Consider the following 25017-nt stretch of genomic DNA (forward strand, 5'->3'; position numbering starts at 1 on the left):
AATAAGGGGCACCTCTTTTCACCAACAAAAGGGGGGAAAGAAGTATGCTTCAATCTAATATGGATGTGAGTTTAGAAAGTTTGGTGAGCTCATTACAGTCTACCCGAAGCACGCTATTGTCAGAAATTGAAATGTTAAATGATACAGAAGTGAATGTAAAGCCACGTCGTGATAAATGGAGTATTATTCAAATTTTGCATCACTTGCATTTAGTTGAACAATCTGTCACGTCTGCCCTTGTATATGCCTTACAAAAAAATGAAAGAAACACGACTCCATTTAAAGACCTCCAACTTACGCTGGATCGCACACATAAACGAGAAGCTCCTCAGCAAATGAAACCAACAGAAACGCTAATGAAAAAACAGCAAGGAATCCAATTACTAGAACATTCACGACAAGAACTATTACATGCGCTTCATAGCGTTATAGATGAAAAAGACCTATTTGAAAATGGATTAAAGCATCCTGTTTTTAATGATTTGAATTTGTATCAGTGGGTTCAATTTCTTGATTTGCATGAACAAAGACATCTTACGCAGTTAAAAGAAGCGAAACACGCAATTTTACAGCGATAATTAGGAAGAAGTGGGAGACCACTTCTTTTTCATATGTGCATAGTTTTTCTTCTTATTTTGGAATACTACAGAGAGAAAGAAAAGAAGGAGTTGAAAAGTATGTCCAAGAAAAAGAAAGAAGAAGAGCGCGCTTGGAAAGCACGTAAAGAAAATCAAAAACCACATGGAAAAGTGAAAGCTTTTGCTGAATTAGTTGAAGGAACAGAAAAAACGTGATGAGTATTTCATCACGTTTTTTGTATGAGTGGAAAAGTTAATAAGAAAGTTGTACCAGTACCTTTTTCGCTTATAATATCAATTTTTCCATTCATAGCTTGCACAACGCTGAATACGACCATCATTCCAAGACCAGTACCTTTTTCTTTTGTTGAGTAGAAAGGGGATCCAAGACGTTTTACTTGTTCTTGATCCATACCAACTCCTGTATCTTTTATATATAATTGAATATGCTTATGATCAGGAACTAATGTGAAATAAAGATCACCGCCTTTTGGCATGGCCTCAATGCAGTTTTTTAAAATATTTAACAAACATTGATTTAGTTTTTGTTTTTCTCCCGCGATAAAAAAAGAAGTACTTTGTTTTATATAATGTGTACGCACATTTGTTAAATTAGCAAGCGGTGTAATTAACGATAATGCATGCAGTAGTTCTTCTTCTAACTGTAATGTTTGTTCTTTTTCAATACTTGGTTTTGCAAAGGTTAAATAATCTGTAAGAACGTGATTTGCTTGTTCGATTCCGTTGATGGCTATGTCAATATATAAATTTCGCTCCTCCTCAGTGCATGTATTTGATTGTAAAAGTTGCAAAAATCCTTTCGTTGAAGTTAATGGATTGCGAATCTCATGAGAGATGGACGCTGCCATTTCGCCAATTAAATGAAATTTTTCAGCATTCATAAGTTCGTTTTGGAGACGAACTTGAGTTTGTAATATGTGTAGTAAATATAAAATAAGAATCGTACCAAGTATCGTACATAACTCATACACAATAATATGTGGTATATAATCAGTCTTATTTGTAACCTTTGAAAGGAAGAAAGGTATCCAACTCAATCCGTATGTGAGACTGTATATAATAGCGAGTGTTATTTTTATACGATTAGAAGTTCGATTGAAAAATTTATATGTAAATAGTAGAACAATAAATAGAAGGATAGAACCGATAAGCGATGGGAAAACACCTATTCCTCCTAATAAGAAGCGATATATATTTAATACAACTAATATTGATCCACCAGCAATAGGACCTCCGGTTAATGTACCGACAACTAATACGATATGACGCATATCAAATTGAAATCCATAATTTGTTTTTGCTGCGAAAGTGATACATAGTATAGTAACGAGGCAGCATAATACAATAAATATAGCTGAATTTAATTTAGGAGAGCGTTTCCCTTTTTGATTCCAAAATAAATGGTATACGAGCATTGTAACAAGGATGAATAATATATTTAGAAAGAGATAAATAATAAAGGATTTCAGTGGGATGCCTCCTCTCTTCTTATAGTAAATTAATCATACTATAAAATGAAAGAAATGAAATGAGAAATAGCGGAAAAATCAGAAATTTTTTCTGGTAGTATACAATATGTTACAATAAGCTTTGTCAATGAAAGAAGGAATTCCGTGCAATGCGCGGGAGAGGTTCGCGAACTCCCTCTATAAAAAACTATGGAAACAACAATATCTTTAGGTATTGTTTTGTTTTTTTATTGTGACAGTTCAAGAACGTTCTTTCTTCTTATTCGTAGTAGAGAAGGAGAATGAGTGAAATGAAAAAAGAAAAGGCAGTTGTTGTTTTTAGTGGAGGACAAGATAGTACGACATGTTTATTTTGGGCAATAGAGCAGTTTGCAGAAGTAGAGGCTGTAACGTTTAATTACAATCAACGTCATAAGCTAGAAATTGATTGTGCAGCGGAAATTGCAAAAGAGCTAGGAATTAAACATACAGTACTAGATATGAGTCTATTAAATCAACTTGCTCCAAATGCGTTAACGAGAACGGATATGGAGATTACACATGAAGAAGGTGAATTACCATCGACGTTTGTAGATGGACGAAATTTACTGTTCTTATCATTTGCTGCTGTATTAGCAAAACAAGTTGGAGCACGTCATATTGTAACGGGTGTATGTGAAACTGATTTTAGTGGTTATCCAGATTGCCGTGACGTGTTTGTGAAATCGTTAAACGTTACTTTAAATTTATCTATGGATTATCCGTTTGTAATTCATACACCACTTATGTGGATTGATAAAGCGGAAACATGGAAATTATCAGATGAACTTGGAGCATTCGAGTTTGTTCGAGAAAAAACATTAACATGTTATAACAGAATCATTGGTGATGGTTGCGGTGAATGTCCAGCATGTCAACTTCGTAAAGCAGGATTAGATACGTACCTACAAGAACGCGAAGGAGCGAGCAACTAATGGATAATTTCTTTGGATTTCGCATCGTAGAAAATTTGCAAAAAATGGACAAGGATATTCAGCGTAAACAGCTCAAATATCATAATAAAAGAGTAATGGTCAGCAAGGAATTTACATTTGATGCAGCACACCATTTACACTGTTATGAAGGGAAATGTAAAAACTTACATGGTCACACATATAAAGTTGTATTTGGGATTAGTGGATATGTAAATGAAATAGGTCTTGCAATTGACTTTGGAGATATAAAAGAAATTTGGAAGAATGAAATAGAAATTTATTTAGATCATCGTTATTTAAACGAAACGTTACCAGCGATGAATACAACTGCTGAAAATATGGTCGTTTGGATTTATGAAAAGATGGCAGAGGCGTTAACAAAAGATAATCGTGCGAACGAATACAAAGGAGCTCGTGTTGAATTTGTTCGTCTGTTTGAGACGCCAACTAGTTATGCGGAAGTAAGACGGGAGTGGATGCTCGATGAGTAAAATTCCGGTCTTAGAAATATTTGGTCCGACTATTCAAGGTGAAGGAATGGTTGTAGGACAAAAGACGATGTTTATCCGTACAGCTGGCTGTGATTATAGCTGTGCTTGGTGTGATTCTGCTTTTACGTGGGATGGATCGGCTAAAGATCAAATTAGACAGATGACAGCAGAAGACGTTTGGAATGAGCTTGTAGAAATTGGTGGCGAAAATTTTTCTCATGTTACGATTTCAGGTGGAAATCCGGCATTGCTGAAAAATATTGAGTTTCTTCTTTCTATATTAAAAGAGAATGGAATGCGAACGGCAATCGAAACGCAAGGGAGCAAATGGCAAGATTGGTTACTTGAAATTGATGAAATAACGATTTCTCCAAAACCACCGAGTTCGACGATGAATACTGATTTTCAGAAGTTAGATGATGTGATTCAGAAGCTAGCAGGAAAAGATATTAGCTTAAAGGTAGTAGTATTTGACGATTATGATTTTGAGTATGCAGTTAAGATGCACGAACGTTATCCAGATGTACCATTTTTCTTACAAGTAGGGAATGATGATACAAAAACTGTGGATGATACGATGTTGATTAAAAAGTTATTAGATAAGTATGAGTGGCTTATTGAAAAAGCGGTTAACCGTAAAGAAATGAATAATGCAAAAGTATTGCCGCAGCTTCATGCGTTAGTATGGGGAAATAAACGCGGAGTATAGTGAGAAGGGATGTTTAAAATGGCAGGAAGATTAGATGAAGATTTAAAAGATGTAACATTATTAGGAAATCAAAATACAAAATATTTATTTGAATATAGCCCAGAAATTTTAGAGGTTTTTGATAATAATCATCCAAACCGTGATTATTTTGTAAAATTCAATTGTCCTGAATTTACAAGCTTATGTCCGAAAACAGGCCAACCAGATTTTGCGACAATTTATATTAGCTACATTCCAGAACAAAGAATGGTAGAGAGTAAATCTTTAAAACTATATTTATTTAGTTTCCGCAATCATGGTGACTTCCACGAAGATTGTATGAACGTTATTATGAATGACTTAATTAAATTAATGGATCCACGTTACATCGAGGTATGGGGTAAATTCACACCACGTGGAGGGATTTCAATTGATCCTTACTGTAACTACGGTCGCCCAGGAACGAAGTATGAAAAAATGGCAGACTACCGCATGATGAACCATGATCTATATCCAGAAACAATTGATAATCGTTAATATATAATAGAAAGAAAGGATCTGTATGTTATACAGATCCTTTCTTTCTATTATATTATGCATTTTGATTAATGACAGTATAGTTTTTATGACTAACAACTGTAAGAGGTTCCATATCTAGTTCTCTAAAATTCTCCATAATTGTTATATCCACAATAACAGAGTTTTGATTTACTTTTTGAACACGGCCTTGCATTCCACCTTTAAATTCAATGATATCTCCAGTTTCTGCGATCTGCATAAGCAACTCTCCTTGTTACAGTTTTTCCAAAAAAGAATAATTTGGGATTTTTTATTTTCCTTTATTTTGAACTATGTTTCCTGTTTTGTAAATGTTTTCAAAGTAAAAATTCGAAAAATATTCACTTTTTGTAAGAAAATATGCAAATATGTCACGTTATTAGAAAAAAAGAAAGGTTTAAATGCAGACATCTTTATATAGGGGTATAATAAAAATATACAACAACCTACTAAAGTGGGAGAAATTAGAGGCGGTAAAATGATGTTTGAATTTGTGGGGAGTGTTATAGTATTAACTTTATTTGTATTTTCTTATATAAATTTAAAAAAGATTCGTCATCATGAAACGACTACATATTTTGATGGGATGGATGGGATACATGCTGGGGTCACACATGAGAGTGGGGGGGATATGTAAAGTTGTATAACTTTCTTTTTTTGCGTGGTATGATATGTAAAAATAGTACATAATAGAGTTCGTAAGTGATGAATGGAGAGTGGAAAGAATGAAGATTTCTTTTATTCGTCATGGTCGCTTAAATCGTACTATAGAACCAATGACGGTTACATCCTTTCATGAATGGATGAAAGGATATGACTTACATACTATAACAGAAAAAGCACCTATACCAATGGAAACAAGAGAAGCGGTTGAGGCAGCAAAATTGATTGTATCAAGTGATCAACGGTGTGCTGTACAGTCAGCAGCTGAATTAATGGATTCTTTATCGTTTATACAAAATCCTCTCTTTAGAGAAGCTGCAGTTCCCACGAGCTTTTATGCTCCGAAGTGGATAAAATGCAAGCCTAACGTATGGATGTTTATCGGACGAACATTATGGATACTTGGTTACCATAAAGATGTTGAGTCCTACAAGGAAGTAAGAGAGAGGGCAAGACAAGCGGCCTACTTATTACATGATTACGCTCTCGTACATGGAAGTATTGCTCTTGTAGGTCATAATTATGTGAATGGAATGATTGGTGCCGAACTGAGAGCGATGGGATGGTCTGGTTCTCCTATTTTGCACAGAGAGCCATGGGGATGTACAACATATACGTTTCATGAGGCGATGAATGGAAATGTATTAAATACGAATTTAACATAAAAGCACACGATTTATATAAATCGTGTGCTTTTTTTAAGATATAGAAATTTTGATGTTCAATCGTTTTACGAGATGTGCATAAGGTTCGCCTACAAGCATAACGATCTGATCTTTTTTATAACCTAGTTTTTCGTATAGTGAATAGGCACGTTTGTTTTCTAAATTAACAAGTAATGCGATTTTTTCATGCTCCTTTTCAGTTGCATGGATTTCAGCAGCTTCAATTAATTTAGAACCAATTCCTTTTCCGCCATGTGCACTTGAAACGGATAAAGTATCAATGTAATATTCATCAAGTTCAGCTTCTTTTTCTAACGTAATCGATTCATCTTTATGTAATTCTCTTAAGTGATGTACGATTGGTGCATCAAGCATTGTTGCTTCACTACCGTGATAAGCGACAATAACTCCAACTGCATCCCCGTCTTGCTCATATACAAAACAGTTTTCATAGCTCAGTCGATTTTTCTCTTTTGAGAACCATGTTTCAAGTCCTAGTAATACTTCTGTCTCAACTGTGCTACCTGTGATTTTTTCAGCAATTTCGTGCAGAGCGTTATACAATAAAGGTGCTACCAGTTTCGCATCTGTCTTTTTTGCTTTCCGAATCATAGTATCCCTCCTAGTTCTATTCATATATTGTAGCATAGCGGTGTGAAACTTTGCATAATTGAATGTCGAAATGTTTGATATAGAGAAGTAGCTATGTTAGTATATGATATTTAGTGGACATATACTAAAGAGATATCTTTTGAAAAATAATGAAAATGAAATGAAGGTATAGCATCTGGATAATTTTACAGTTGTTGACCTATAGAATATAAGATAAAATAAAATATTGCATAGAGGTGAAATACATGGATAAAGAATTAGCAAATACAATTTTGGATCAGCTGAAAAATGGTGAAATAAAGGAGTATGTTGTTACAAAAGATGTATTTTATACGTTCAGAGAAGTTTTAGTAAATCGAGAAGACTTTAAACATTTCATTGGTAACGCACAGCGCGGCGGACAGGTCATTTATACATATTCAGAAACGCCACGTTCGTAACTAAAAGAATATAGGGAGGAGACTTATGGGCGATTTTAAACAAGGCATATTACCGCATTGGGATTATATGTGGAAAGATAGAGCCGGAAATCGATTTATGGGGATGGTCATGTATCCAGAGAAACGAAAGTGTTCGACAAAAATGCTTCAGAAAATAAAAAGAGCATATGAAGAGGCTGTAGAAATTAAAGTAACTGTACAAGTTCAACATACATGTCAGTACGTTGAAGGAATGATTGTGTACTTTGATGAAGAAGCTCCTGTATGTACAATGATTGATAAAGATGAAAATCCACATCATATATTTGTAAAAGATATTTTGCGTATTGAGCACTCTGCATAATCTTTTCATAAATAACTTGAATTTCCATAATAATAATAATCTTTTTCTATAATAGTTATCTTTTAGTATGTAACGCGAATCGAAAGTATATGTATAATATTTAATAAAGTAAAGTTGATAAATGTAATCGTTTTTTAGAACAGATTATCGTTTCATGTCTGTTCTTTTTTGCGTGATGCTGGAGAAATATATTCCTCCAGCATTTGCCGTTTTATGACAAAATATATTGTTAACTTTTTTAAAAATAAGGTTAAATTCGTTGACAACTTTTTTGAAAAGCACTTTATTGACATGAGTTTTAGAATGTTGTTTCATAGTCATTGTATTGAAAAAAATCGACGGTCTTGTCGAAAAGTAAAAGTTAAAAAAAGAAAGAATTTATACATATATCTTGTGTCTTATTTTGAAACGTAATACAATATATAGAGAAATCAAGAAACAACATACAGAGAGTATAGATTGAAAAGGGAGGGTCGGAAATGTTAGTTGCATATGATTCTATGACAGGAAACGTGAAGCGTTTCATCCACAAATTAAATATGCCGGCCGTTCAAATTGGTGAAGGTCTAGTAATAGATGAAGATTTTATTTTAATTACGTATACAACAGGTTTTGGCAATGTACCAGAACGTGTTTTAGAATTTTTAGAGCGCAATAATGAAAAATTAAAAGGCGTATCTGCAAGCGGCAATCGTAACTGGGGAGACATGTTCGGTGCAAGTGCTGACAAAATTTCTGCTAAATATGAAGTGCCTATTGTATCAAAATTTGAGTTATCAGGAACAAATAACGATGTAGAATATTTTAAGGAAAGGGTGCGGGAGATTGCGACACATTGAACTGAATAATGAAATCACGCAAATGCAGGACGGTTTTTATCAGCTTCATAAAGATAAAGAGGCATTAGAAGTCTTTATGGAAGAAGCTAGAGAGAATACCGTTCATTTTAATAGCGTGGCAGAGCGAATGGAGTATATGAAAGAACATGATTACTATTACAACGTTCTGGACGAGTATAACTTGGAGGAAGTAGAAGAGGTATATAACATCGCTTATGGTGAAAACTTCGAGTTCCAATCTTATATGGCAGCATCTAAGTTTTACAAAGATTATGCGTTAAAAACAAATGATCAAAAACAATACTTAGAAAGCTATGAAGATCGTGTAGCAATTGTGTCATTATACTTAGGACGCGGTGATGTTGCGAAGGCAAAACAATTCGCAAGCATGATTGTCAAACAAAACTACCAACCAGCGACACCAACCTTTTTAAATGCGGGAAGAAGCAGAAGAGGAGAAATGGTGTCTTGTTTCTTGTTAGAGATGGATGATAGCTTAAATTCAATCGGCTTTAACATTAATACTGCAATGCAATTATCAAAAATCGGCGGAGGAGTAGCTTTAAACTTATCTAAGCTACGCGCACGCGGTGAGCAAATTAAAGGTATCGACAACGCTGCAAGTGGTGTAGTACCTGTTATGAAATTACTTGAAGATTCGTTTTCATATGCGAATCAACTTGGCCAACGAAAAGGTGCTGGCGCAGTATACTTAAACATTTTCCATTGGGATATTATTGAATTCCTTGATACGAAAAAAATAAATGCCGATGAGAAGAGCCGTATTCAGTCTCTATCAATCGGAATTATCGTTCCAAGTAAGTTCTTTGAGCTTGCTGAGAAAAACGAACCTTTCCATGTTTTCGCGCCTTATACGGTGTATAAAGAATACGGAAAGCATTTAGATGACATTGATATCGATGAAATGTACGATGAATTAATGAGCAATCCAAAAGTGAAGAAGAAGCCGCTAGATATTAGTGCACGTGATATGCTTATTAAAATTGCTATGATTCAGCTTGAGTCGGGTTATCCGTACTTAATGTTTAAATCAAATGCAAATAATCAACATCCACTGAAGGATATTGGAACTGTGAAGATGTCGAACTTGTGTTAAATATGTAGCACCTTCTAGTAGAAATGCTAGTCGAAAACTCCGTTAAACGGGGAAAGCCTCAAATTTGAGGTAACCTACCGTGCTAAATCTTATCTTAGAATGAAAATATAAAAGTTCAGAATGTATCTTATTATTTTGTATAGCAGAGTTATGGGACAACATAAAGTAATAAGAGACTTTCTGAAAGATTAAGATAAGTAAAAGCCTAACGACTATCCCTTATGGGAGTAGAGCGCAAGCGATTGGCGTTCGAAAAGCGGAGCACCTAATCAGGTAATGCTGTAGGTGATGATATAGTCTGTCCTGTATGGTGACATACAGCAGTTGCATGAGCAACGGACTGAGGAATAGCGAACTCGGTTGAACATTCGAGACAGAAATCTTCCAGCTACAAGAAACTTCTGAAATAAATGATTACGGTACAGATGACATTATCCGTCGTGATATTAACTGTAACTTAGGATCGTTAAATATCGTAAATGTAATGGAAAATAAAGAAATTCGTGAAGCAGTTCATGCGGGAATGGAAGCTTTAACAGCTGTTTCTGATATGACGATCATTCCGAATGCACCAACTGTGAAAAAAGCAAATGATGAGCTTCATTCAGTTGGGCTTGGCGCAATGAACTTACACGGATATTTAGCAAAAAATAAAATCGCTTATGAAAGTGCAGAAGCGAAAGAGTTCGCTCGTACATTCTTTATGATGTTAAATTACTACTCTATTGAGAAAAGTATGGAAATCGCTAAAGAAAAAGGCGAAACATTTAAAGACTTCGATAAATCTGATTATGCGAATGGGACATACTTTGAAAAGTATGAAACGACAGATTATAGTCCAGTAACTGAAAAAGTTCAGCAACTATTTGAAGGAATTCATATTCCGACAAAAGAAGATTGGACAAGTTTAAAAGAGCAAGTGCAGAAGAATGGTTTATACAACTCATATCGTCTTGCAATTGCTCCGACACAATCAATCAGTTACGTTCAAAATGCAACTTCAAGCGTAATGCCGATCGTAAGTCAAATCGAATCAAGAACGTATGCGAATGCGACAACATATTATCCAATGCCGTATTTATCAAAAGATACGTTCTGGTACTATAAATCTTCTTACGATATGAATCAGTTTAAATTAATTGATTTAATCGCAGAAATTCAAGAACATATTGACCAAGGGATTAGTACAATTCTTTACGTTAATAGTGATATTTCAACACGTGAATTAGCACGTTACTACATCTATGCACATAAAAAAGGCTTAAAGAGTCTGTATTATACGAGAACACGTAAATTAAGCGTGGAAGAGTGTGTGGCTTGTACTGTTTAATATAAAAATTAAGACATGATGAGCAGGGTTTTCTGAACCCTGCTCATGCTCAGTTATCAATTTTTCATGTTTATTTAGAGAAGGGGCGATTGAATGCGTGCGGTAAACTGGAACAAAAAAGAAGATGATTTTAGTTTAATGTTTTGGAAGCAAAACATCGCTCAGTTTTGGACAGAAGAAGAAATCGCGGTGTCTTCTGACAAAAATACTTGGGTGCAATTATCAAAAGAAGAGCAAATTGCTTATAAGCGTGTATTAGGTGGTTTAACACTTTTAGATACGAAACAAGGCGGCGAAGGGATGCCACTTGTACTTGTTCATCTTGAAAATTTACAAGCGAAGAGTGTATTAGCTTTCATGGGTGCAATGGAAGAAGTACATGCGAAGAGTTACAGTCATATCTTTACAACATTAGCTACTGAAGAAGAAATCGATGAGATTTTTGACTGGGTAGATACTCATCCGTTACTTGAGAAAAAGGCTGGTATTATTACGAGTTACTATCGTCGTTTATTAAAACCTGAAGTGACGAAAAAAGAGTTATACATGGCAATGGTAGCAAGTGTGTTCTTAGAAAGTTACTTATTCTATAGTGGATTCTTCTATCCGCTTTACTTAGCTGGTCAAGGAAAACTAACAGCAAGTGGTGAGATTATTAACTTAATAATTCGTGATGAGTCAATTCACGGCGTATTCGTCGGTATTTTAGCACAACAAATCTTCGCGGAACTTTCTGCAGAAGATCAACAAGAAGTGCAAAAAGAAACGCAAGAGTTATTAATGGAACTATATGAAATCGAAATGGCATACACAGAAGAAATTTACACTTCTATCGGTCTTGTAGAAGATGTAAATCGTTTCGTTCGTTACAATGCGAATAAAGGACTTATGAACTTAGGACTTGAGCCGAAGTTTGAAGAGGAAGAAATTAACCCAATCGTTTTAAATGGTTTACGTACAGATACGAAAAACCATGATTTCTTCTCTGTAAAAGGAAATGGTTACGTAAAAGCAACGAACGTTGAAAAGTTATCTGATGATGACTTCGTGTTTAATTTTTAATATATGATCATAAAGAAAAGCTGTCTTATTCATTGATAAGACAGCTTTTCTTTATGGTTTTGTTTACATAACACTATTATTTTCTTATAACGATTTCTGTTTGAAAAATTCTATCTAGCTAACGGATAGAATTTTTTTGTAAGTAAATGGGTATTTACAATCCTTTTGTATCAGTGTATTATTTAACTAGTACACCGATACAAAAGGAGGGAAGAAATGAAAATAGTGTTTTCTCCAAATACACCAATTTACATTCAGGTAATGGAATACATAAAAAAAGAAATCGTAACAGGACATTTATTGCCTGGTGATAAAATTCCTTCTGTACGTGAATTAGCGAGTGAATTACAAGTAAATCCAAATACGATTCAGCGTACATTTCAAGAGCTAGAACGAGATGGAGTTGTTGTAACGCGTAGAGGAATGGGACGATATGTAACGAATGAAGGGGAGAAAATTATGGAGCTGCGAAAAGAGATGGCGAAAGAATTACTTCACTCTTTTATAGATGGAATGGACAATTTAGGTTTTTCAGAAGAAGAAATTGTTACAATTCTTCGTTCTTCATTACATGAGAAAAGGGAGGAGAGCGAATGACAGAGTTATTAAAAATAGAAAACTTATGGAAGAGGTACGGATTGAAAGCTGTGATCCGTGAATTAAACATAGAGATTACTGAAGGGAAAATTATAGGGCTTGTTGGAGATAACGGGAGCGGGAAAACGACGTTATTGAAAATGATTGCTGGTCTGCAGCACCCTTCTGAAGGTAGCATTACAATCGCTGGTCAAAAGGTAGGATTAGAAACGAAAGAAATTGTTTCTTTTATGTCGGATAAACCAGTATTTGATGATTGGATGACGGTAAAAGATTTTTTATTTTTCTACCGAGATTTTTATAAAGACTTCGATATTCAAAAAGCGGTAGATACGGTTGCGGAATTTAAAATACCGTTAGAAGAAAAAATTACAGCTTTATCAAAAGGGATGGTTGAAAAGCTACAAATTATTTTAACGTTTTCTCGGAAAGCGAAGTTATATGTACTAGATGAACCACTAGGCGGAATTGATCTCATTTCTAGGGCACACGTACTGGAACTTATTTTACAGTTTTATCGCGAAGATTGTACGATACTAATTTCGACGCACTTAATAAATGAAGTTGAAAATATTTTTGATGAAGTGATCTTTTTAAAAGATGGAGAAATTGTATTGTATGAAAATGTAGAAGAGTTGCGTTTTCAGAGAGGAAAAGCTGTTACAGAGGTGTTTAAGGAGGTGTTTAGTAGATGAAGCCGAGCTTAATATATATGTACAATATAAATAAAAAGCAAATAATTATTTCTTTGTTATCATTTATATTCGTTGTCGCTGTAGCTTTCGTAAGTTTGGGAAATTATATTAAGCAAGAATCAGGAGAAGTAAGACAAACAATTATAGTTAGTTTCGTTATTCTAGTATATATAACTTTTTTAGCAATGATAGTTATTCAGGCGGTGTCTGCATTTGGAAAAATGACTGAAAGCACATTATTTCGGTTAACATCGATATCCGGTAAAAAGATTGTTTTAGCAATATTGTTATATGCTGTGATTTATTTACTTATTTTTGAATTAATAGGCTCTATTTTTTTATATGGTATTTCTATGAAAATAATAAAAGGTACAGAGCTCTATGAAGTATTATTTACACAAAGTGTATTCAATCCACTAAAGCACCTCTTTAGTACTATGTTATATGTATTTAATTTATCTAGCATATTGCTAGTATTACTTTTTTCAGTAGCAAGCGTTAAAGTGTTTTCTTTGAAAAAGAAGAAGTTAAAATATCCAATTATATTTTTCTTATTTTTACTAGTAACAAAATTATTAGGTACTATATATGGAATGTTGGGTGGTCTTGCACCTACTGCACCTTTAATAAAAAAATTAGTATATATAGATGAATCATCAGGGGCGGATGTGTTGCTCTATCCGGAAAAACTTATGAATTTATATAGCCTTAGTTTTTCTATAGGAATATTTATTCTACTTGTTTATATAACAGGTCGCATAATCGATAAAAAACTAGAAGTCTAAAGGAGGAATCGGCATTGGGAAACGTAGTAGTAAAGTTGGAGAATGTTCGAAAAAGGATTGGTGGAACGGAAATTATTCGCGGTTTATCATTTGAAGTTCGCGAAGGGGAAGTGTACGGGTTCCTTGGACCGAATGGTAGTGGTAAAACGACGACAATTCGTATGATGACAGGTCTTATTTCAATGACAGAGGGCGATATTACAATTTGTGGTCATAGTATTCGCACGGAGCGTGAAAAGGCACTAGAGCAAATTGGAGCAATTGTAGAAAATCCTGAACTATATGATTATATGACAGGAATGCAAAACTTAAAGCATTTTGCGAACATGGCCATTACACCAATTAGTAAAGAGCGCATTGCTGAGATTGTAAAGCTTGTTGAACTAGAGCATGCGATTCATAAAAAGGTGAAAACATATTCACTTGGTATGAAACAGCGTTTAGGAATTGCACAGGCATTACTTCATCAGCCGAAAATTTTAATTTTAGATGAACCGACAAATGGATTAGATCCAGCTGGTATTCGTCAAATTCGTGATTATTTACAACGTTTAGCGAAAGAAGAGAATATTGCTGTAATCGTATCAAGTCACTTATTAAGTGAAATTGAACTCATGTGTGATCGCGTCGTTATTATTAAGCAAGGTGAGTTTGTACAAGAGTACAACTTACATGAACAAGCAAAACATGATGAGACAGTAGTTGTAGCGTTTGAAGTAGATCAAGTACAGAAAGCAAATGAAATCGTTCAAGGTAAGGCGCAAGGAAATGTCATTGTAGTATCTGTAACGAAAGAAGAAATTCCACAACTTGTAAAGAAACTTGTGAATGACGATGTGCTTGTATACGGAGTTACTGTTCAAAATAAAACGTTAGAGGACGAGTTCTTAGCGATTACAGGGGGAGTGAAAGCGTAATGTTGAAATTAATTCAAAATGAATTTTTAAAGTTGCATGCGAAAAAAGGTATGTATATTTTAATTGGTGTTATTGCAGTATTGGAGATTTTGGGAGTTTTAGCGATGCTGAAATGGGGAGACGGAACTGAATTTAAAGGATCCTATTTAGATTTTGCAAGTTCAGAGATTGGTTTAATTACTTTGTTTGCAACAATTTTTGGAATTACGATTGCTTCTCGTATGATTACGGATGAGTTTCAAAAAGGTACAATTAAGCAGCTATTAATCCGTCCAAGAAAACGAATGACAGTTTTATTCTCTAAATATATTACAGTATTACTTACTATAGTATTTATCATATTTGCTAACATGATCATTTCAATGATTATCGGCGGAATCGTAATGGATGGTAGTAAAACAGAATTAACGTTAGGAATCGTAATGAAATCTACTGTATATCAAGTACTTTCACCGCTCTTCTTTGCGACACTTGCATTTTTCTTAGCGAACGTATTTAGAAAGTCTGTCTTACCATTAATTATTACGATGTTCCTCTTCTTCTTACAAGGAGCAATTAATATGATGTTAATGATGTTTGCAAAAGGTGTAGCGAAGTTTGTAGTGTTTTTCCATTTAAATTTAAGTGTGTACGATAGCAATAAATTAGTAAGCGGCGGAGCGGAACCTACATTTACAGAGTTTACATTTACAACTTCCTTATTACTTGTAGCTGTATACTTTGTTGTATTACTTGTAGCATCAGGTGCATTATTCCAGAAACGTGACGTATTATAATAAAAGAAATCCCCGCTTGTAAAAACGGGGATTTTTATTACATAACTTTCTTGTATATTTCAACTGGAAGAAAAGAATGATTACTATATATATTGTCCGAAAGTATTTGAGAAAAATAGGAAGAACTTCAACTATATTCATATTATAATTTAGTTATCACACCATTTACTTTTACTACCTTTGGAGGTGTTCTATGTGCACTATGCATTTTCACGTATAAGACTACGCAGCTTTTTTGGATGGATGATTATAGGATTGTTCCTTACGATGATCCCATTAAGTCTAGCCAATGTTTCTGAGAATACGATGGAGGTTATTTCACAAATAACTTTATTTTTTCTATTTCCGTTATTTTGGTTATACGTAAAAACAAATAAAAATAATATTGTATTTAATAGTTTTTTTGATAAACCAGGACGTTTACCGTGGGGATTAATTGTATTAGCAACGATAATGGGAATGATTTTTTCAGTTGGTATATCTCATATTCAATTTTACATATTAGCACATACGTTACCGAATTTCTTAGTTACTATGTTAGAAGACGGAACTGTTATTAATACGAGTAACATATATATGACGATATTTACTTTCGTTTCAGCATGTGTATTAGCACCAATTATGGAAGAGGTTATTTTTAGAGGCTTCTTTTTACAGCGAATGGCTTATAAATGGGGGATTAAAAAAGCTGTCATTATATCTTCCATTATTTTTGGCTTAGGACATTTTGATGTTATTGGTGCGTTCATGTTTGGTGTTGTTATGTGTCTTTTATACATAAAGACACAAAATATATGGACGAATATCGCTGTACACGCTTTAAATAATTTCATTGCAACAAGTATGCAATTTGTTGGCGGAGAAGAGAGTAGCGCAATTTCAATTCCTGAATTACAAGCGCAAAGTAATGTATGGATCGGTATCGGTCTTACAGTTGTTGGATTACTTTGGTTAATTCCTTACGTTTGGAAACAATGGCGTACGGTAAAAGAAGTGGGTGTGCCACCAGTGCGCTTCATAAATGAGGAAAAAGTAGTGAGTGCATCACAAGAAAATGAAGTGTATAGTCAAGTGATTGTAACAGATAGATTGATGGCTGTAGAGCTACCAGATGAGGCTGTAAATAAGCTCGGGTTAGAAGAAAATGATTATGTAACAGTATCTGTAGAAGACGATAAAATCGTTATAAAGAAAGCGCATGATAGATAAGTAAAAAGTAGCTCCTTGTGAGCTACTTTTTACTTTGTGATAATTTCCACACGAAAATTATTGCCGTTCTTTACATATTTAATATCTGTAACAGTGCGGACTGCTTTTAAAATCTCAACTTTTTCACCAATTCGAGGGATAGTCGGAACATTGTCCCAAATGCCAAGCAAGTCATCTAATTGTGCCGTTTTTTCATAAAACCAGATTTTCAATGTAAAGCCCCTTTCTCGAACTATATGTATTTTAATACATAATATATTATTTTTATTCTTATTGTAAGGGGTTTTTATATATTTTATGAATAAAAATTAATTAATCTTCTGGAAAGATATGTTCAATATCAGGAGTAAGAGATATTTCTGATAATACGATATGAGAAACAGTCGTTGCATATGAAGAAACATCATTAATAAATTCTTCAAGTTCAACGAGTGAAGGAACAGAAATTTTTACAATGTAGCATAAGCTTCCTGTTACGCGGTAACAAAAACTTGCAGATGGATAGGACTGAATAAACTGTTGCATACGTGTTGTATCACCGTTTTTTAAAGTGATTTCTAAAATACAGTCTAAAACAAGTCCTGCTTTTTTATAATCGATATCGATTGTGTATTTTTGGATCACGCCTTCACTTTCGAGTTTACGAACACGTTCTGCAGTAGACGGAGCAGATAAGTTTACTCGTTTCGCCAATTCACGCATGGAAAGGCGACTATCATTATATAATTCATTTAAAATTTTTCGATCAACACGGTCTAGTTGCATTTGTAAATATACCTCCAGTAAAATAATAATTTTTGTAAAGGAAAAATATAAATTAAGATTCATATGAAATGTAAAGTGAACTTTATTTATTTTACAATAAAATAGAAGGAAATAGGAGGGGAAATGATGGAGAGAATTTCATTATCAAATGTGGGAAATACAAAGTTTCAAAAGTTATTAGGGCATAATCCAGAGTTATTACATTCATGGAGTATGGTAGAGAATACATTGTATAGTAAAGGAACTCTCTCGGCAGAGTTGAAGGAGCAAGTAAGAAGAACATTAGCTTACGGGAATGAATGTCCGTACTGTATGGCAAAGGGAAGGCCTGATGATATGCAAAAAGTAGAGGAAATAAGTGTAGCCGTTACTTTTGCACATACGTTTGTTCATGATAAACAAGCGATAGATGACAATATGTTTCGTGTGTTGAAACAATACTGGACGGAAAAAGAAATTGTAGAGCTTTGCGCTTATATTTGTTTTATTACTGCGTCACAACAATTGGGTTTTCTGTTTCAATTGCAGCCGAAAGAAGGAGAAAATGATGAATAATCAAATAGCACTTATTATAATTGATGTACAAAAGGCATTTCAATTAGCATTAAAATTATTTTAAGAAAATAATTGCGAATTATGTAGAAAAAAATAAGAATATTTCGTATAATTTAAGTACAATTATTTTGAAAATAGGGGTGGCATCATATGGAGCAAATTCCGGTAAAGAGAATAGAAGAAGTACTTGTTGTAGCAGGGGATGACAAACAAAAGCAAAAGGAATTTTATGAATTGCTCTTATCTACTGAGTTTTATGTTGCTGGCTCACTAGAAGCAGAGGAAGGGGCAACAGAAGGGATACTTCGTTTGCGTCATTTCCAAGGAGAGGGTAGATGGATCGTTCCGTTCTTTACACAAATGGAATTTGTAAAAGACGTGTTGCCAGAAGGAACACCCCTTATTACGATACGTGGGAAAGAATTATTTAGTAGTATTGAGAAAGATGCTACAGCCGTATTAAATGTCGGTACTGATATAAGTAAAACATTTATTCCAGAAGAAATTGCAGATATCGCATCTGGACGAATTTTTAATTATTATAAATAAAAGGAAAAGCGTAATCGCTTTTCCTTTTTAATTTGAACACGGAGTGGCTATGCCAGAAGAAATAGAGAGTGTTTTATTATTTGTATTTATTGTCGCTGTAGCTCCAAGAGGGATTCCGATGTTTGGGCTTATATGTCCAATCGGTAAACCGAATAGGACAGGTATAGCATATGAAGTGAAATATTCATATAGTATTGTTTGCAATGATTGAGATGGTTTAGAAGGAGTGCAGTCATGACAACTTGTAAAAATAACACCACTACATTCATTAAACTTTCCAGATAAAAGTAGCTGATTTAACATACGATCAACGCGATACGGTTCTTCCCCAATGTCTTCAAGCAATAAAAGTTTATTGGCTGTATTTATCTCGTAGGAGGAGCCAATGATACTCGTTAACACCGCTAAATTGCCGCCAACTAACTGACCTGTAACTGTACGGGAAGAGCTAGGTACGATACATTCTGAAGCAGATAAGATAGTTGAATATGGGTGAAATAGTTGGTTGAAAGAAGATAAAGAAAGAGAATCTATACCTTTCCCTAATTCTTCAACCATTGGGCCATGAAAAGTAATAAGCTTTGCATAACGTGAAAAGGCAGTATGTAAAGCTGTAATATCGCTATATCCCCAAAAGATTTTAGGGTTTTGCCGAATGATTTCATATTGAATGTGGGGGAGGAGACGAGCACTTCCGTAACCACCTCGTGCACAGAAAACGGCCTTTACTTCATCATTTGAAAATGCTTCATGTATATCATCGAGCCGGACTTGATCCCTTCCAGCTAAATATCCGTATTTCTCATAAACACTCTTCCCGATTACTACAGATAAACCCATTTCTTGTAGTACGTTTACCCCTTTTAATACATTTTCAATTGTTGGTGGGCCGGACGGTGCAATAATCATTACTGTATCACCTTGTTGTAATGCATTTGGATATATCATTGTTTTCAGCCTCCTTCACTTTCAATATATTCGCTTCATAGGAAGTTCAATCCTTGTAAAAGAAGGGGAAAGTTTGTCAAATAAAGAAGATATAAAGGGAATAGGAGGAGAAATGATGTTTACAAGTCGAGTTATAGATACATTACAAATTAAGTATCCCATCATTCAAGCGGGTATGGCAGGTGCAATTACGACGCCTGAGCTTGTTGCAGCTGTAAGTAATAGCGGAGGATTAGGAACGCTTGGAGCAGGCTATATGAGCCCTGAACAAATTCGTGATGCAATTTATAAAATAAGGGAACGAACGGATAAGCCTTTCGGTGTGAATTTACTGCTAACGAAAGAGATACAAATAGAAGAAGAGAAGATAAATTTGGCCAAGGGATTACTTAGCGGAGTGAATAGAGAATTCGGTATAGAGGAAGAAGAGCAGTTAAAGCTTCCAAAAAGTTATAAAGAACAATTACAAGTGTTAGTAGAAGAAAACGTGCCAGTCGTTAGCTTTGCATTTCAAACGTTAGAAAAAGAAGAAATAGATGAATTGAAAAGAAGAGGAATTAAAGTCATCGGAACAGCTACTCATGTGGCAGAGGCGAAAGTACTTGCTGAATTAGGAGTAGACATTATTGTCGGTCAAGGTAGCGAGGCGGGGGGGCATAGAGGAACGTTTATCGGGAAAGAACAGGACGCTATGATTGGGACGTTCGCATTAATTCCGCAGTTAGTAGCAGCTGTCCCTCATATCCCGATTGTTGCAGCAGGTGGTGTAATGAACGGACAAGGGCTTGTTGCGGCATTTACACTGGGGGCAGAAGCTGTTCAAATGGGATCAGCCTTTTTAACGAGTGAAGAAAGTATTACGCATGATGTATATAAACAAGCGGTTTTACGTAGTACAGATACGAGTACAACTGTGACTCGTGCGTTTTCCGGGAAATATGCACGGGGTATTCGTAATGAATTTATAGAGAAGCATGAAGGGAAAGAAGAAGGGCTTCCGATGTATCCAGTGCAAAATGTATTAACCTCTAAAATACGCCAAGAAGCAGCAAAACGTAATAAAGGAGAATATATGTCGCTTTGGGCAGGACAAGCGTCATCATTAGCACGAATGGAATCAGCTCAGCATGTAGTGGAGCGAGTGATGAAAGAAGCAGATAACGTAATCGAACAATTGCAAAATGTATATAGAAAAAGACCACTTGAATAATTCAAGCGGTCTTTTCTTTAGTTTGCTTTATAAAATTGTTGGATGGCTTCATCGATATAAACCCAGCCTTTCCAACCTAAGTGCATGTGATCTTTTAAGAAGTACTTATCATACTCATGATTTGAGAAGTCGGCAATTGGATAGCCAGCTTTCTCAATTTGCTCATGAACTTTCTTATAGTACAATTCTCGGCGTTCTTTCGGGAAGCCAGCGTAATCGTACCAAGGACCTTTTACAGGAACAGAAATGAAGAGTGGTTTTGCACCAGATTGTTTTAATAAATCAAGTGCAATTTGTAAATCTTCATATTCTGGCGATTGATCATAAGCATCATTTTTTAAGTAGCCTTCACGTTGTTTTAATTTCTTCTTGATTTTGCTGTTGAAGTAACCATCTTCGATACCATATTCGTTAGATCCAGATTCCGCTGCACCTGTTTGATCTGCATGTTTACGAGCTTCATCCCAGTTCATTTGTTTTAATGAAGGGTCAAGTTTTTCTTTATGCGGTTTAATATCAAACATTGCTGTAAATAAATCTTTGCGATCTAAAATGTTTCGATAAATATAAGCGAAAGGTTTAGCAGCAAGTGCTTTTACTTTATGCTTTGTATCATCGTAAACGATACCTTCAAGCGAAATTTTAAGTAAAGTTTCTTTCTTAACAATCTCAAAGTTTAATAAACGTTTTGCAATTTGCTTTTTCATTTCAGGTTTTACATCATCGTTGAAAATGAAGTGGTAACCTTGTTGTTTTGAAAAGTTAGGTGCAAAGTGTGTTTCATCAATACCTTGTGGCACAAACCATTGCGGAGAAAGAACGAATACCATTTTCTTATCCTTCAATTGATCCATTGTAGATGCAAAGTTTAATACATGTACAAGATCTTGTGTTCCACCGCGTCCAAGTAGGAATGGTGTGAAGCCTTCAGGCTTTACTTTGAAATAGTTTGATGGATGGTAAGCATCCATACGTGCGAATTCTGATGATCCATACATCGGAAGGTATTTCGAGTCTGCTAACATCTTTTGCTGTAAAATCATACTTTGAATCTTTTCTTCTTTTAAAGAAGTTGCAGCTTGTTCTACTTTTTCATCACTTAAAAGTGGAAGTAGGAAGCGCGTTGGAATAAGTAAGAATACAGCAAAAAGGGCCAATGCTAAAAGCATCGGACCAAATTTTGCTTTGTTCATCGGATTTCTTCCAACTTCTTAATAACCATGTTTGGAGTAGCCCACTCGTCACGGTCAAAATCAGAAATAGAAACTTCAATATCTAAACGCTCTTGGAATTCAACTAATAAAGATACTACAGCGAAAGAATCAAGAATACCTTCTTCAAATAATTGAACATCTAAGTTTTCTTTCACAATATCGTTTTCACATACTTCTTCTAAAATATCTAATACTTGCTCTTTGAATTCTGCCATTTTTAAAATCTCCTTTATATCCGAAATATATTATATGTGCAACTTCTTATTAGTTATAAGAAGAGTGCATTAAAAGTATCTGTTAAGGTGTCCAGAGAAAATAAGGAAACCGAAACATACAACGTGGAACGTAATTACGATCGCAAGGACGTGTGTAAATTTATTGTTTGGCCAAAACTTATGCTTCTTGTTTTTTCGTTCGAAAATATCGAATAAAATGAACAGTGCGGCATGATAGAGACCATAAATAATGTATTGATACACATGCTCACCAGTAATATGCCAAATTCCCATGATGAAAAAGTTTAAAAATGCACCGATATACGAAATTGTGTAACGGTTCTTAATTAACTTTTTCTTCGTTGCAAAAAAGACGAAACGCATGTAAATAAAATCACGGAACCAGAATGATAAACTCATGTGCCAGCGGTTCCAGAAGTCTTTAATATTACGGCTAATGAATGGCTTATTAAAGTTTTCTGGCGTCTTAATTCCCATCATATAACTTACACCAATTACAAATGAGCTATAACCAGCAAAGTCGAAGAATAAATATAAGCTATAGCTATACATGTAAATCATATTAGATAGAATTGTATCTTGCTGTGCAAATGCGGGATCCATAAAATATTGTTTTATTAAGTAAGCGATAATAAATTTATACAAGAAACCTTGGAAAATACGGTTTAATCCTGTATATAATAAGTTTTGATACTCCTCAGCGCTAGGTGGCTTTTGAATATCTTTTTGGAATCTACGGTAACGATCGATAGGTCCCGTTGAAATAGCTGGGAAGAATAAAACGAATTCCCAAAAATTAAAGAAGGATAGTTCTTTAATTAAGCCATCACGAACCTCAAATACCATTTGTACTGCTCTAAATGTTACATAGGACATTCCTAGAAATACAATAAACTTTAGATCAGGTGCAAACGGTGCGATTTTTGCCAAAATAAGTGGCAAAATCGATAAAATAACAGCTACACAAAAAGTGAGTGTACTATTCTTTTGTTTTCTTAATAATAAATAGCCTTTAATTAAGGCATATTGCCAAATAATAAATGCGGCTAACATAATTGCTTGCTTCGGTTTATCCGAGAAGATAATAGCAAGCATGACTAGTGTTAAAACGGCATTATATTTACGCAACATTTTACCTTTTAATCCAGCTATGATAGTAGGTATTAATAAAATGCCCACTATAGCGAAAAAATAAAATGATCCATATGCGGTCATGCTGTAACCTCACTCAATAATTTTTTGCGATCTACCTTTCCATTTGGTGTCATTGGAATAGAAGATTGATACATGAATTTACGTGGAATCATGTAGTTTGGTAATCGCTCATTGAGTTCTTTTTTGATTGCAGATGTTAATTTGAATTCTTTTTCAAATGAATGTTCTCCAGGAACAACAACCGCTAATAAATAATCGTATTTCTCACCTTTTTTAATTGGAACGATAACTGCTCCTTCTACGTAAGAACAAGCACGAAGGTGATGCTCAATTTCTTCTAATTCCATTCGATAACCATGCAGCTTAATTTGGAAATCAAGACGACCATTATAGAATAGAAGACCATTTTCAACATAGCCAGCATCGCCTGTTTTATAGGCGCGCTCACCGTCAATCATAGTAAATGCTTTTTCTGTTAATTCAGGGCTTCCTAAATATCCAACGCTTACGCTTGGACCAACAATTACGATTTCACCTTTTTCACCATCAGGCGCAATCGTACCATCTTCTTTCATAATAAGAAGGCGGCAGTCTGATTTACAGTAGCCAACTGGAAGTGATTTGTATTGATCAAGCACTTCTTCTGTAACGTGAATACCTGTTACAGCGACAGTAGCTTCAGTTGGACCGTACGTATTCATAATTGTTGCTTTTGGGAAACGCTCAATTAATTTTCTAGCTACTTCATTTGGTAACACTTCACCGCAGAATAAGAATGTTTTCATGTTTGGTAGCATACTCTCAGAGAAAGATGCTTCCATTAAACACATCTCTGCGAAAGATGGTGTGGAAGTCCATACTTGTATATCCGATTGCTCTAAAGAAGCAAACAAGTCTTTTGGACGTGCAATCATATCTTTATCGATTGCCCAAAGTGTCCCACCTGTTACTAATGATGGGTAAATATCCATGACAGATAAATCGAATGAGAAAGGTGCTTGGTTTAAGAATACTTGCCCCGTTTGTAAGTTGAAATCTTCTACAGCCCATTTTGTAAAGCTAACAAGGCAGTTATAAGTAATCTGAACCCCTTTCGGATTACCTGTGCTTCCTGATGTGTAAATAATGTAGAAGTTCTCATCACCTTTTACCGCATGTTCAGGATTTGGAGTGTTCCCTTTATGAGTAAAGAAAATATCTTTTAAGTTGTCTTCACTTACGATGCGAACTGGTAAATCAGTTACAGTTACTGCTGTTGCCGATAAAAGTAATTTCGCACCAGAATTTTCAGCAATACGTTGTACACGATCAGCTGGGATAGATAAATCTACAGGGATGTAAGCATGTCCAGCTTTTACACATCCTAAAAAGTTAATAATCATTTCAGGTTGCATATGGCCATACACCATAATTGGTGAACGATCGTCTGGATACTCAGAAGAAATCCAATGTGCTAACGCATCAGAATCTTCCTTTAATTGTTTGTACGTAATTTTCGCATCTCGCCAAACAAAAGCGGTTTGATCAGGCGTTTCTGCAGCCCACTTTTCAATTTGTTCTAATAACTTCATAACGTT

At 34.8% G+C, this 25017-nt stretch carries 32 protein-coding genes, 1 pseudogene and 1 riboswitch; of the genes and pseudogenes, 23 read left to right on the forward strand and 10 right to left on the reverse strand.

Annotation, left to right across the window (positions count from 1 at the left end; translation table 11 throughout):
* The first annotated feature begins 44 nt into the window (after positions 1-44).
* Together ACTFSI_RS06930 and ACTFSI_RS06935 are read left to right on the forward strand one after the other, a co-directional pair.
* Positions 45-578 carry a DinB family protein gene (locus ACTFSI_RS06930; protein WP_000941979.1) on the forward strand — a complete coding sequence of 178 codons (534 nt, stop codon included), beginning with the start codon at positions 45-47 and terminating at the stop codon, positions 576-578.
* Between the two features lie 99 nt (positions 579-677).
* Positions 678-794, forward strand: coding sequence for a DUF6254 family protein (locus ACTFSI_RS06935; protein WP_000038254.1), 117 nt, complete (start codon positions 678-680; stop codon positions 792-794).
* 11 nt (positions 795-805) lie between these two features.
* On the opposite strand, the gene kinB is transcribed toward ACTFSI_RS06935, so the two are convergent.
* Positions 806-2014 carry a sporulation sensor histidine kinase KinB gene (kinB, locus tag ACTFSI_RS06940; protein WP_138322279.1) on the reverse strand — a complete coding sequence of 403 codons (1209 nt, stop codon included), beginning with the start codon at positions 2012-2014 and terminating at the stop codon, positions 806-808.
* A gap of 207 nt (positions 2015-2221) precedes the next feature.
* A riboswitch (PreQ1 riboswitch) is annotated at positions 2222-2265 on the forward strand.
* Between the two features lie 93 nt (positions 2266-2358).
* On the opposite strand from kinB, the gene queC reads away from it, so the two are divergent.
* The 4 genes from queC to queF are packed head-to-tail and all read left to right on the forward strand — an operon-like array spanning position 2359 to position 4737.
* A complete protein-coding gene (gene queC, locus ACTFSI_RS06945; protein ID WP_440045303.1) occupies positions 2359-3021 on the forward strand; it encodes a 7-cyano-7-deazaguanine synthase QueC in 663 nt (220 codons plus the stop codon).
* The gene (gene queD, locus ACTFSI_RS06950) at positions 3021-3512 is read left to right on the forward strand and encodes a 6-carboxytetrahydropterin synthase QueD (protein ID WP_000368412.1); all 492 of its coding nucleotides are present in this window, start codon (positions 3021-3023) and stop codon (positions 3510-3512) included. The genes queC and queD overlap by 1 nt, the downstream gene beginning before the upstream one ends.
* Positions 3505-4221 (forward strand): 7-carboxy-7-deazaguanine synthase QueE, encoded by a 717-nt coding sequence (queE, locus tag ACTFSI_RS06955; protein WP_138322278.1) that lies wholly within the window; start codon positions 3505-3507, stop codon positions 4219-4221. The genes queD and queE overlap by 8 nt, the downstream gene beginning before the upstream one ends.
* Positions 4222-4239: 18 nt before the next feature.
* Entirely contained in the window at positions 4240-4737 is a 498-nt protein-coding gene (gene queF, locus ACTFSI_RS06960) for a preQ(1) synthase (RefSeq protein WP_064476718.1), read from the forward strand.
* Between the two features lie 55 nt (positions 4738-4792).
* Here the strand turns inward: queF and ACTFSI_RS06965 are convergent, their stop codons facing one another.
* The gene (locus ACTFSI_RS06965; RefSeq protein WP_001165081.1) at positions 4793-4978 is read right to left on the reverse strand and encodes a YkvS family protein; all 186 of its coding nucleotides are present in this window, start codon (positions 4976-4978) and stop codon (positions 4793-4795) included.
* A gap of 261 nt (positions 4979-5239) precedes the next feature.
* Here ACTFSI_RS06965 and ACTFSI_RS06970 point away from each other — a divergent pair, with 261 nt between their 5' ends.
* Both ACTFSI_RS06970 and ACTFSI_RS06975 read left to right on the forward strand, forming a co-directional pair.
* The gene (locus tag ACTFSI_RS06970; RefSeq protein WP_070807279.1) at positions 5240-5395 is read left to right on the forward strand and encodes a hypothetical protein; all 156 of its coding nucleotides are present in this window, start codon (positions 5240-5242) and stop codon (positions 5393-5395) included.
* Between the two features lie 88 nt (positions 5396-5483).
* On the forward strand, positions 5484-6086 hold the full coding sequence (locus ACTFSI_RS06975) for a hypothetical protein (RefSeq protein WP_000703125.1): 603 nt from the start codon (positions 5484-5486) through the stop codon (positions 6084-6086).
* Positions 6087-6119: 33 nt separating this feature from the next.
* On the opposite strand, the gene ACTFSI_RS06980 is transcribed toward ACTFSI_RS06975, so the two are convergent.
* A complete protein-coding gene (locus ACTFSI_RS06980; protein ID WP_000619528.1) occupies positions 6120-6698 on the reverse strand; it encodes a GNAT family N-acetyltransferase in 579 nt (192 codons plus the stop codon).
* A gap of 245 nt (positions 6699-6943) precedes the next feature.
* Between ACTFSI_RS06980 and ACTFSI_RS06985 the strand changes: the two genes are divergently transcribed.
* The 12 genes and pseudogenes from ACTFSI_RS06985 (at position 6944) to ACTFSI_RS07040 (ending at position 16808) form a co-directional block, all read left to right on the forward strand.
* Entirely contained in the window at positions 6944-7138 is a 195-nt protein-coding gene (locus ACTFSI_RS06985; protein WP_000356683.1) for a hypothetical protein, read from the forward strand.
* Between the two features lie 25 nt (positions 7139-7163).
* Positions 7164-7481, forward strand: coding sequence for a hypothetical protein (locus tag ACTFSI_RS06990; RefSeq protein WP_000502211.1), 318 nt, complete (start codon positions 7164-7166; stop codon positions 7479-7481).
* A gap of 479 nt (positions 7482-7960) precedes the next feature.
* On the forward strand, positions 7961-8320 hold the full coding sequence (gene nrdI, locus ACTFSI_RS06995) for a class Ib ribonucleoside-diphosphate reductase assembly flavoprotein NrdI (protein ID WP_440045304.1): 360 nt from the start codon (positions 7961-7963) through the stop codon (positions 8318-8320).
* A pseudogene (locus ACTFSI_RS07000) lies at positions 8307-9434 on the forward strand (ribonucleotide reductase N-terminal alpha domain-containing protein); the annotation flags it as partial. The gene nrdI and the pseudogene ACTFSI_RS07000, both read left to right, overlap by 14 nt.
* 382 nt (positions 9435-9816) lie before the next feature.
* A complete protein-coding gene (locus ACTFSI_RS07005; RefSeq protein ID WP_074543497.1) occupies positions 9817-10767 on the forward strand; it encodes a ribonucleotide reductase in 951 nt (316 codons plus the stop codon).
* 93 nt (positions 10768-10860) lie between these two features.
* On the forward strand, positions 10861-11829 hold the full coding sequence (gene nrdF, locus ACTFSI_RS07010) for a class 1b ribonucleoside-diphosphate reductase subunit beta (RefSeq protein ID WP_001203038.1): 969 nt from the start codon (positions 10861-10863) through the stop codon (positions 11827-11829).
* A gap of 216 nt (positions 11830-12045) precedes the next feature.
* Positions 12046-12426: a GntR family transcriptional regulator gene (locus ACTFSI_RS07015; protein WP_000706234.1), complete on the forward strand. Its 381-nt coding sequence runs from the start codon at positions 12046-12048 to the stop codon at positions 12424-12426.
* Entirely contained in the window at positions 12423-13121 is a 699-nt protein-coding gene (locus tag ACTFSI_RS07020; RefSeq protein ID WP_138322277.1) for an ABC transporter ATP-binding protein, read from the forward strand. Before ACTFSI_RS07015 ends, ACTFSI_RS07020 begins: the two co-directional genes overlap by 4 nt.
* Positions 13118-13906 (forward strand): hypothetical protein, encoded by a 789-nt coding sequence (locus ACTFSI_RS07025; RefSeq protein WP_000804803.1) that lies wholly within the window; start codon positions 13118-13120, stop codon positions 13904-13906. The genes ACTFSI_RS07020 and ACTFSI_RS07025 overlap by 4 nt, the downstream gene beginning before the upstream one ends.
* Before the next feature lie 14 nt (positions 13907-13920).
* Positions 13921-14823, forward strand: coding sequence for an ABC transporter ATP-binding protein (locus ACTFSI_RS07030; protein WP_000528824.1), 903 nt, complete (start codon positions 13921-13923; stop codon positions 14821-14823).
* A complete protein-coding gene (locus ACTFSI_RS07035) occupies positions 14823-15599 on the forward strand; it encodes an ABC transporter permease (protein ID WP_138322276.1) in 777 nt (258 codons plus the stop codon). Before ACTFSI_RS07030 ends, ACTFSI_RS07035 begins: the two co-directional genes overlap by 1 nt.
* Positions 15600-15794: 195 nt before the next feature.
* Positions 15795-16808, forward strand: a complete 1014-nt coding sequence (locus ACTFSI_RS07040; RefSeq protein ID WP_197225704.1) for a CPBP family intramembrane glutamic endopeptidase — start codon at positions 15795-15797, stop codon at positions 16806-16808.
* A 29-nt stretch (positions 16809-16837) separates the two neighbouring features.
* Here ACTFSI_RS07040 and ACTFSI_RS07045 read toward each other — a convergent pair whose 3' ends face one another.
* Both ACTFSI_RS07045 and ACTFSI_RS07050 read right to left on the reverse strand, forming a co-directional pair.
* Entirely contained in the window at positions 16838-17020 is a 183-nt protein-coding gene (locus tag ACTFSI_RS07045) for a DUF3913 family protein (protein ID WP_000707103.1), read from the reverse strand.
* Positions 17021-17120: 100 nt separating this feature from the next.
* On the reverse strand, positions 17121-17573 hold the full coding sequence (locus tag ACTFSI_RS07050; RefSeq protein ID WP_001175495.1) for an Lrp/AsnC family transcriptional regulator: 453 nt from the start codon (positions 17571-17573) through the stop codon (positions 17121-17123).
* A 126-nt stretch (positions 17574-17699) separates the two neighbouring features.
* Here ACTFSI_RS07050 and ACTFSI_RS07055 point away from each other — a divergent pair, with 126 nt between their 5' ends.
* Both ACTFSI_RS07055 and ACTFSI_RS07060 read left to right on the forward strand, forming a co-directional pair.
* Positions 17700-18128, forward strand: a complete 429-nt coding sequence (locus ACTFSI_RS07055; RefSeq protein ID WP_000439766.1) for a carboxymuconolactone decarboxylase family protein — start codon at positions 17700-17702, stop codon at positions 18126-18128.
* Between the two features lie 150 nt (positions 18129-18278).
* Positions 18279-18677: an SseB family protein gene (locus tag ACTFSI_RS07060; protein WP_000435209.1), complete on the forward strand. Its 399-nt coding sequence runs from the start codon at positions 18279-18281 to the stop codon at positions 18675-18677.
* A gap of 27 nt (positions 18678-18704) precedes the next feature.
* On the opposite strand, the gene ACTFSI_RS07065 is transcribed toward ACTFSI_RS07060, so the two are convergent.
* Complete coding sequence (locus tag ACTFSI_RS07065; protein WP_138322274.1) at positions 18705-19625, reverse strand: S66 peptidase family protein; 921 nt, start codon at positions 19623-19625, stop codon at positions 18705-18707.
* A 115-nt stretch (positions 19626-19740) separates the two neighbouring features.
* On the opposite strand from ACTFSI_RS07065, the gene ACTFSI_RS07070 reads away from it, so the two are divergent.
* Positions 19741-20835, forward strand: coding sequence for an NAD(P)H-dependent flavin oxidoreductase (locus tag ACTFSI_RS07070; protein ID WP_000495253.1), 1095 nt, complete (start codon positions 19741-19743; stop codon positions 20833-20835).
* Between the two features lie 17 nt (positions 20836-20852).
* On the opposite strand, the gene dltD is transcribed toward ACTFSI_RS07070, so the two are convergent.
* The 4 genes from dltD to dltA form a co-directional block, all read right to left on the reverse strand.
* Complete coding sequence (gene dltD / locus ACTFSI_RS07075; protein ID WP_001030282.1) at positions 20853-22028, reverse strand: D-alanyl-lipoteichoic acid biosynthesis protein DltD; 1176 nt, start codon at positions 22026-22028, stop codon at positions 20853-20855.
* On the reverse strand, positions 22025-22264 hold the full coding sequence (dltC, locus tag ACTFSI_RS07080) for a D-alanine--poly(phosphoribitol) ligase subunit DltC (protein ID WP_000807310.1): 240 nt from the start codon (positions 22262-22264) through the stop codon (positions 22025-22027). Before dltC ends, dltD begins: the two co-directional genes overlap by 4 nt.
* A gap of 69 nt (positions 22265-22333) precedes the next feature.
* A complete protein-coding gene (gene dltB / locus ACTFSI_RS07085) occupies positions 22334-23500 on the reverse strand; it encodes a D-alanyl-lipoteichoic acid biosynthesis protein DltB (RefSeq protein ID WP_000127945.1) in 1167 nt (388 codons plus the stop codon).
* Complete coding sequence (gene dltA / locus ACTFSI_RS07090) at positions 23497-25011, reverse strand: D-alanine--poly(phosphoribitol) ligase subunit DltA (protein WP_000770505.1); 1515 nt, start codon at positions 25009-25011, stop codon at positions 23497-23499. The genes dltB and dltA overlap by 4 nt, the downstream gene beginning before the upstream one ends.
* Positions 25012-25017 lie beyond the last annotated feature (6 nt).

It is taken from the genome of Bacillus cereus group sp. MYBK101-2, assembly GCF_051918845.1.
GTDB lineage: Bacteria > Bacillota > Bacilli > Bacillales > Bacillaceae_G > Bacillus_A > Bacillus_A paranthracis.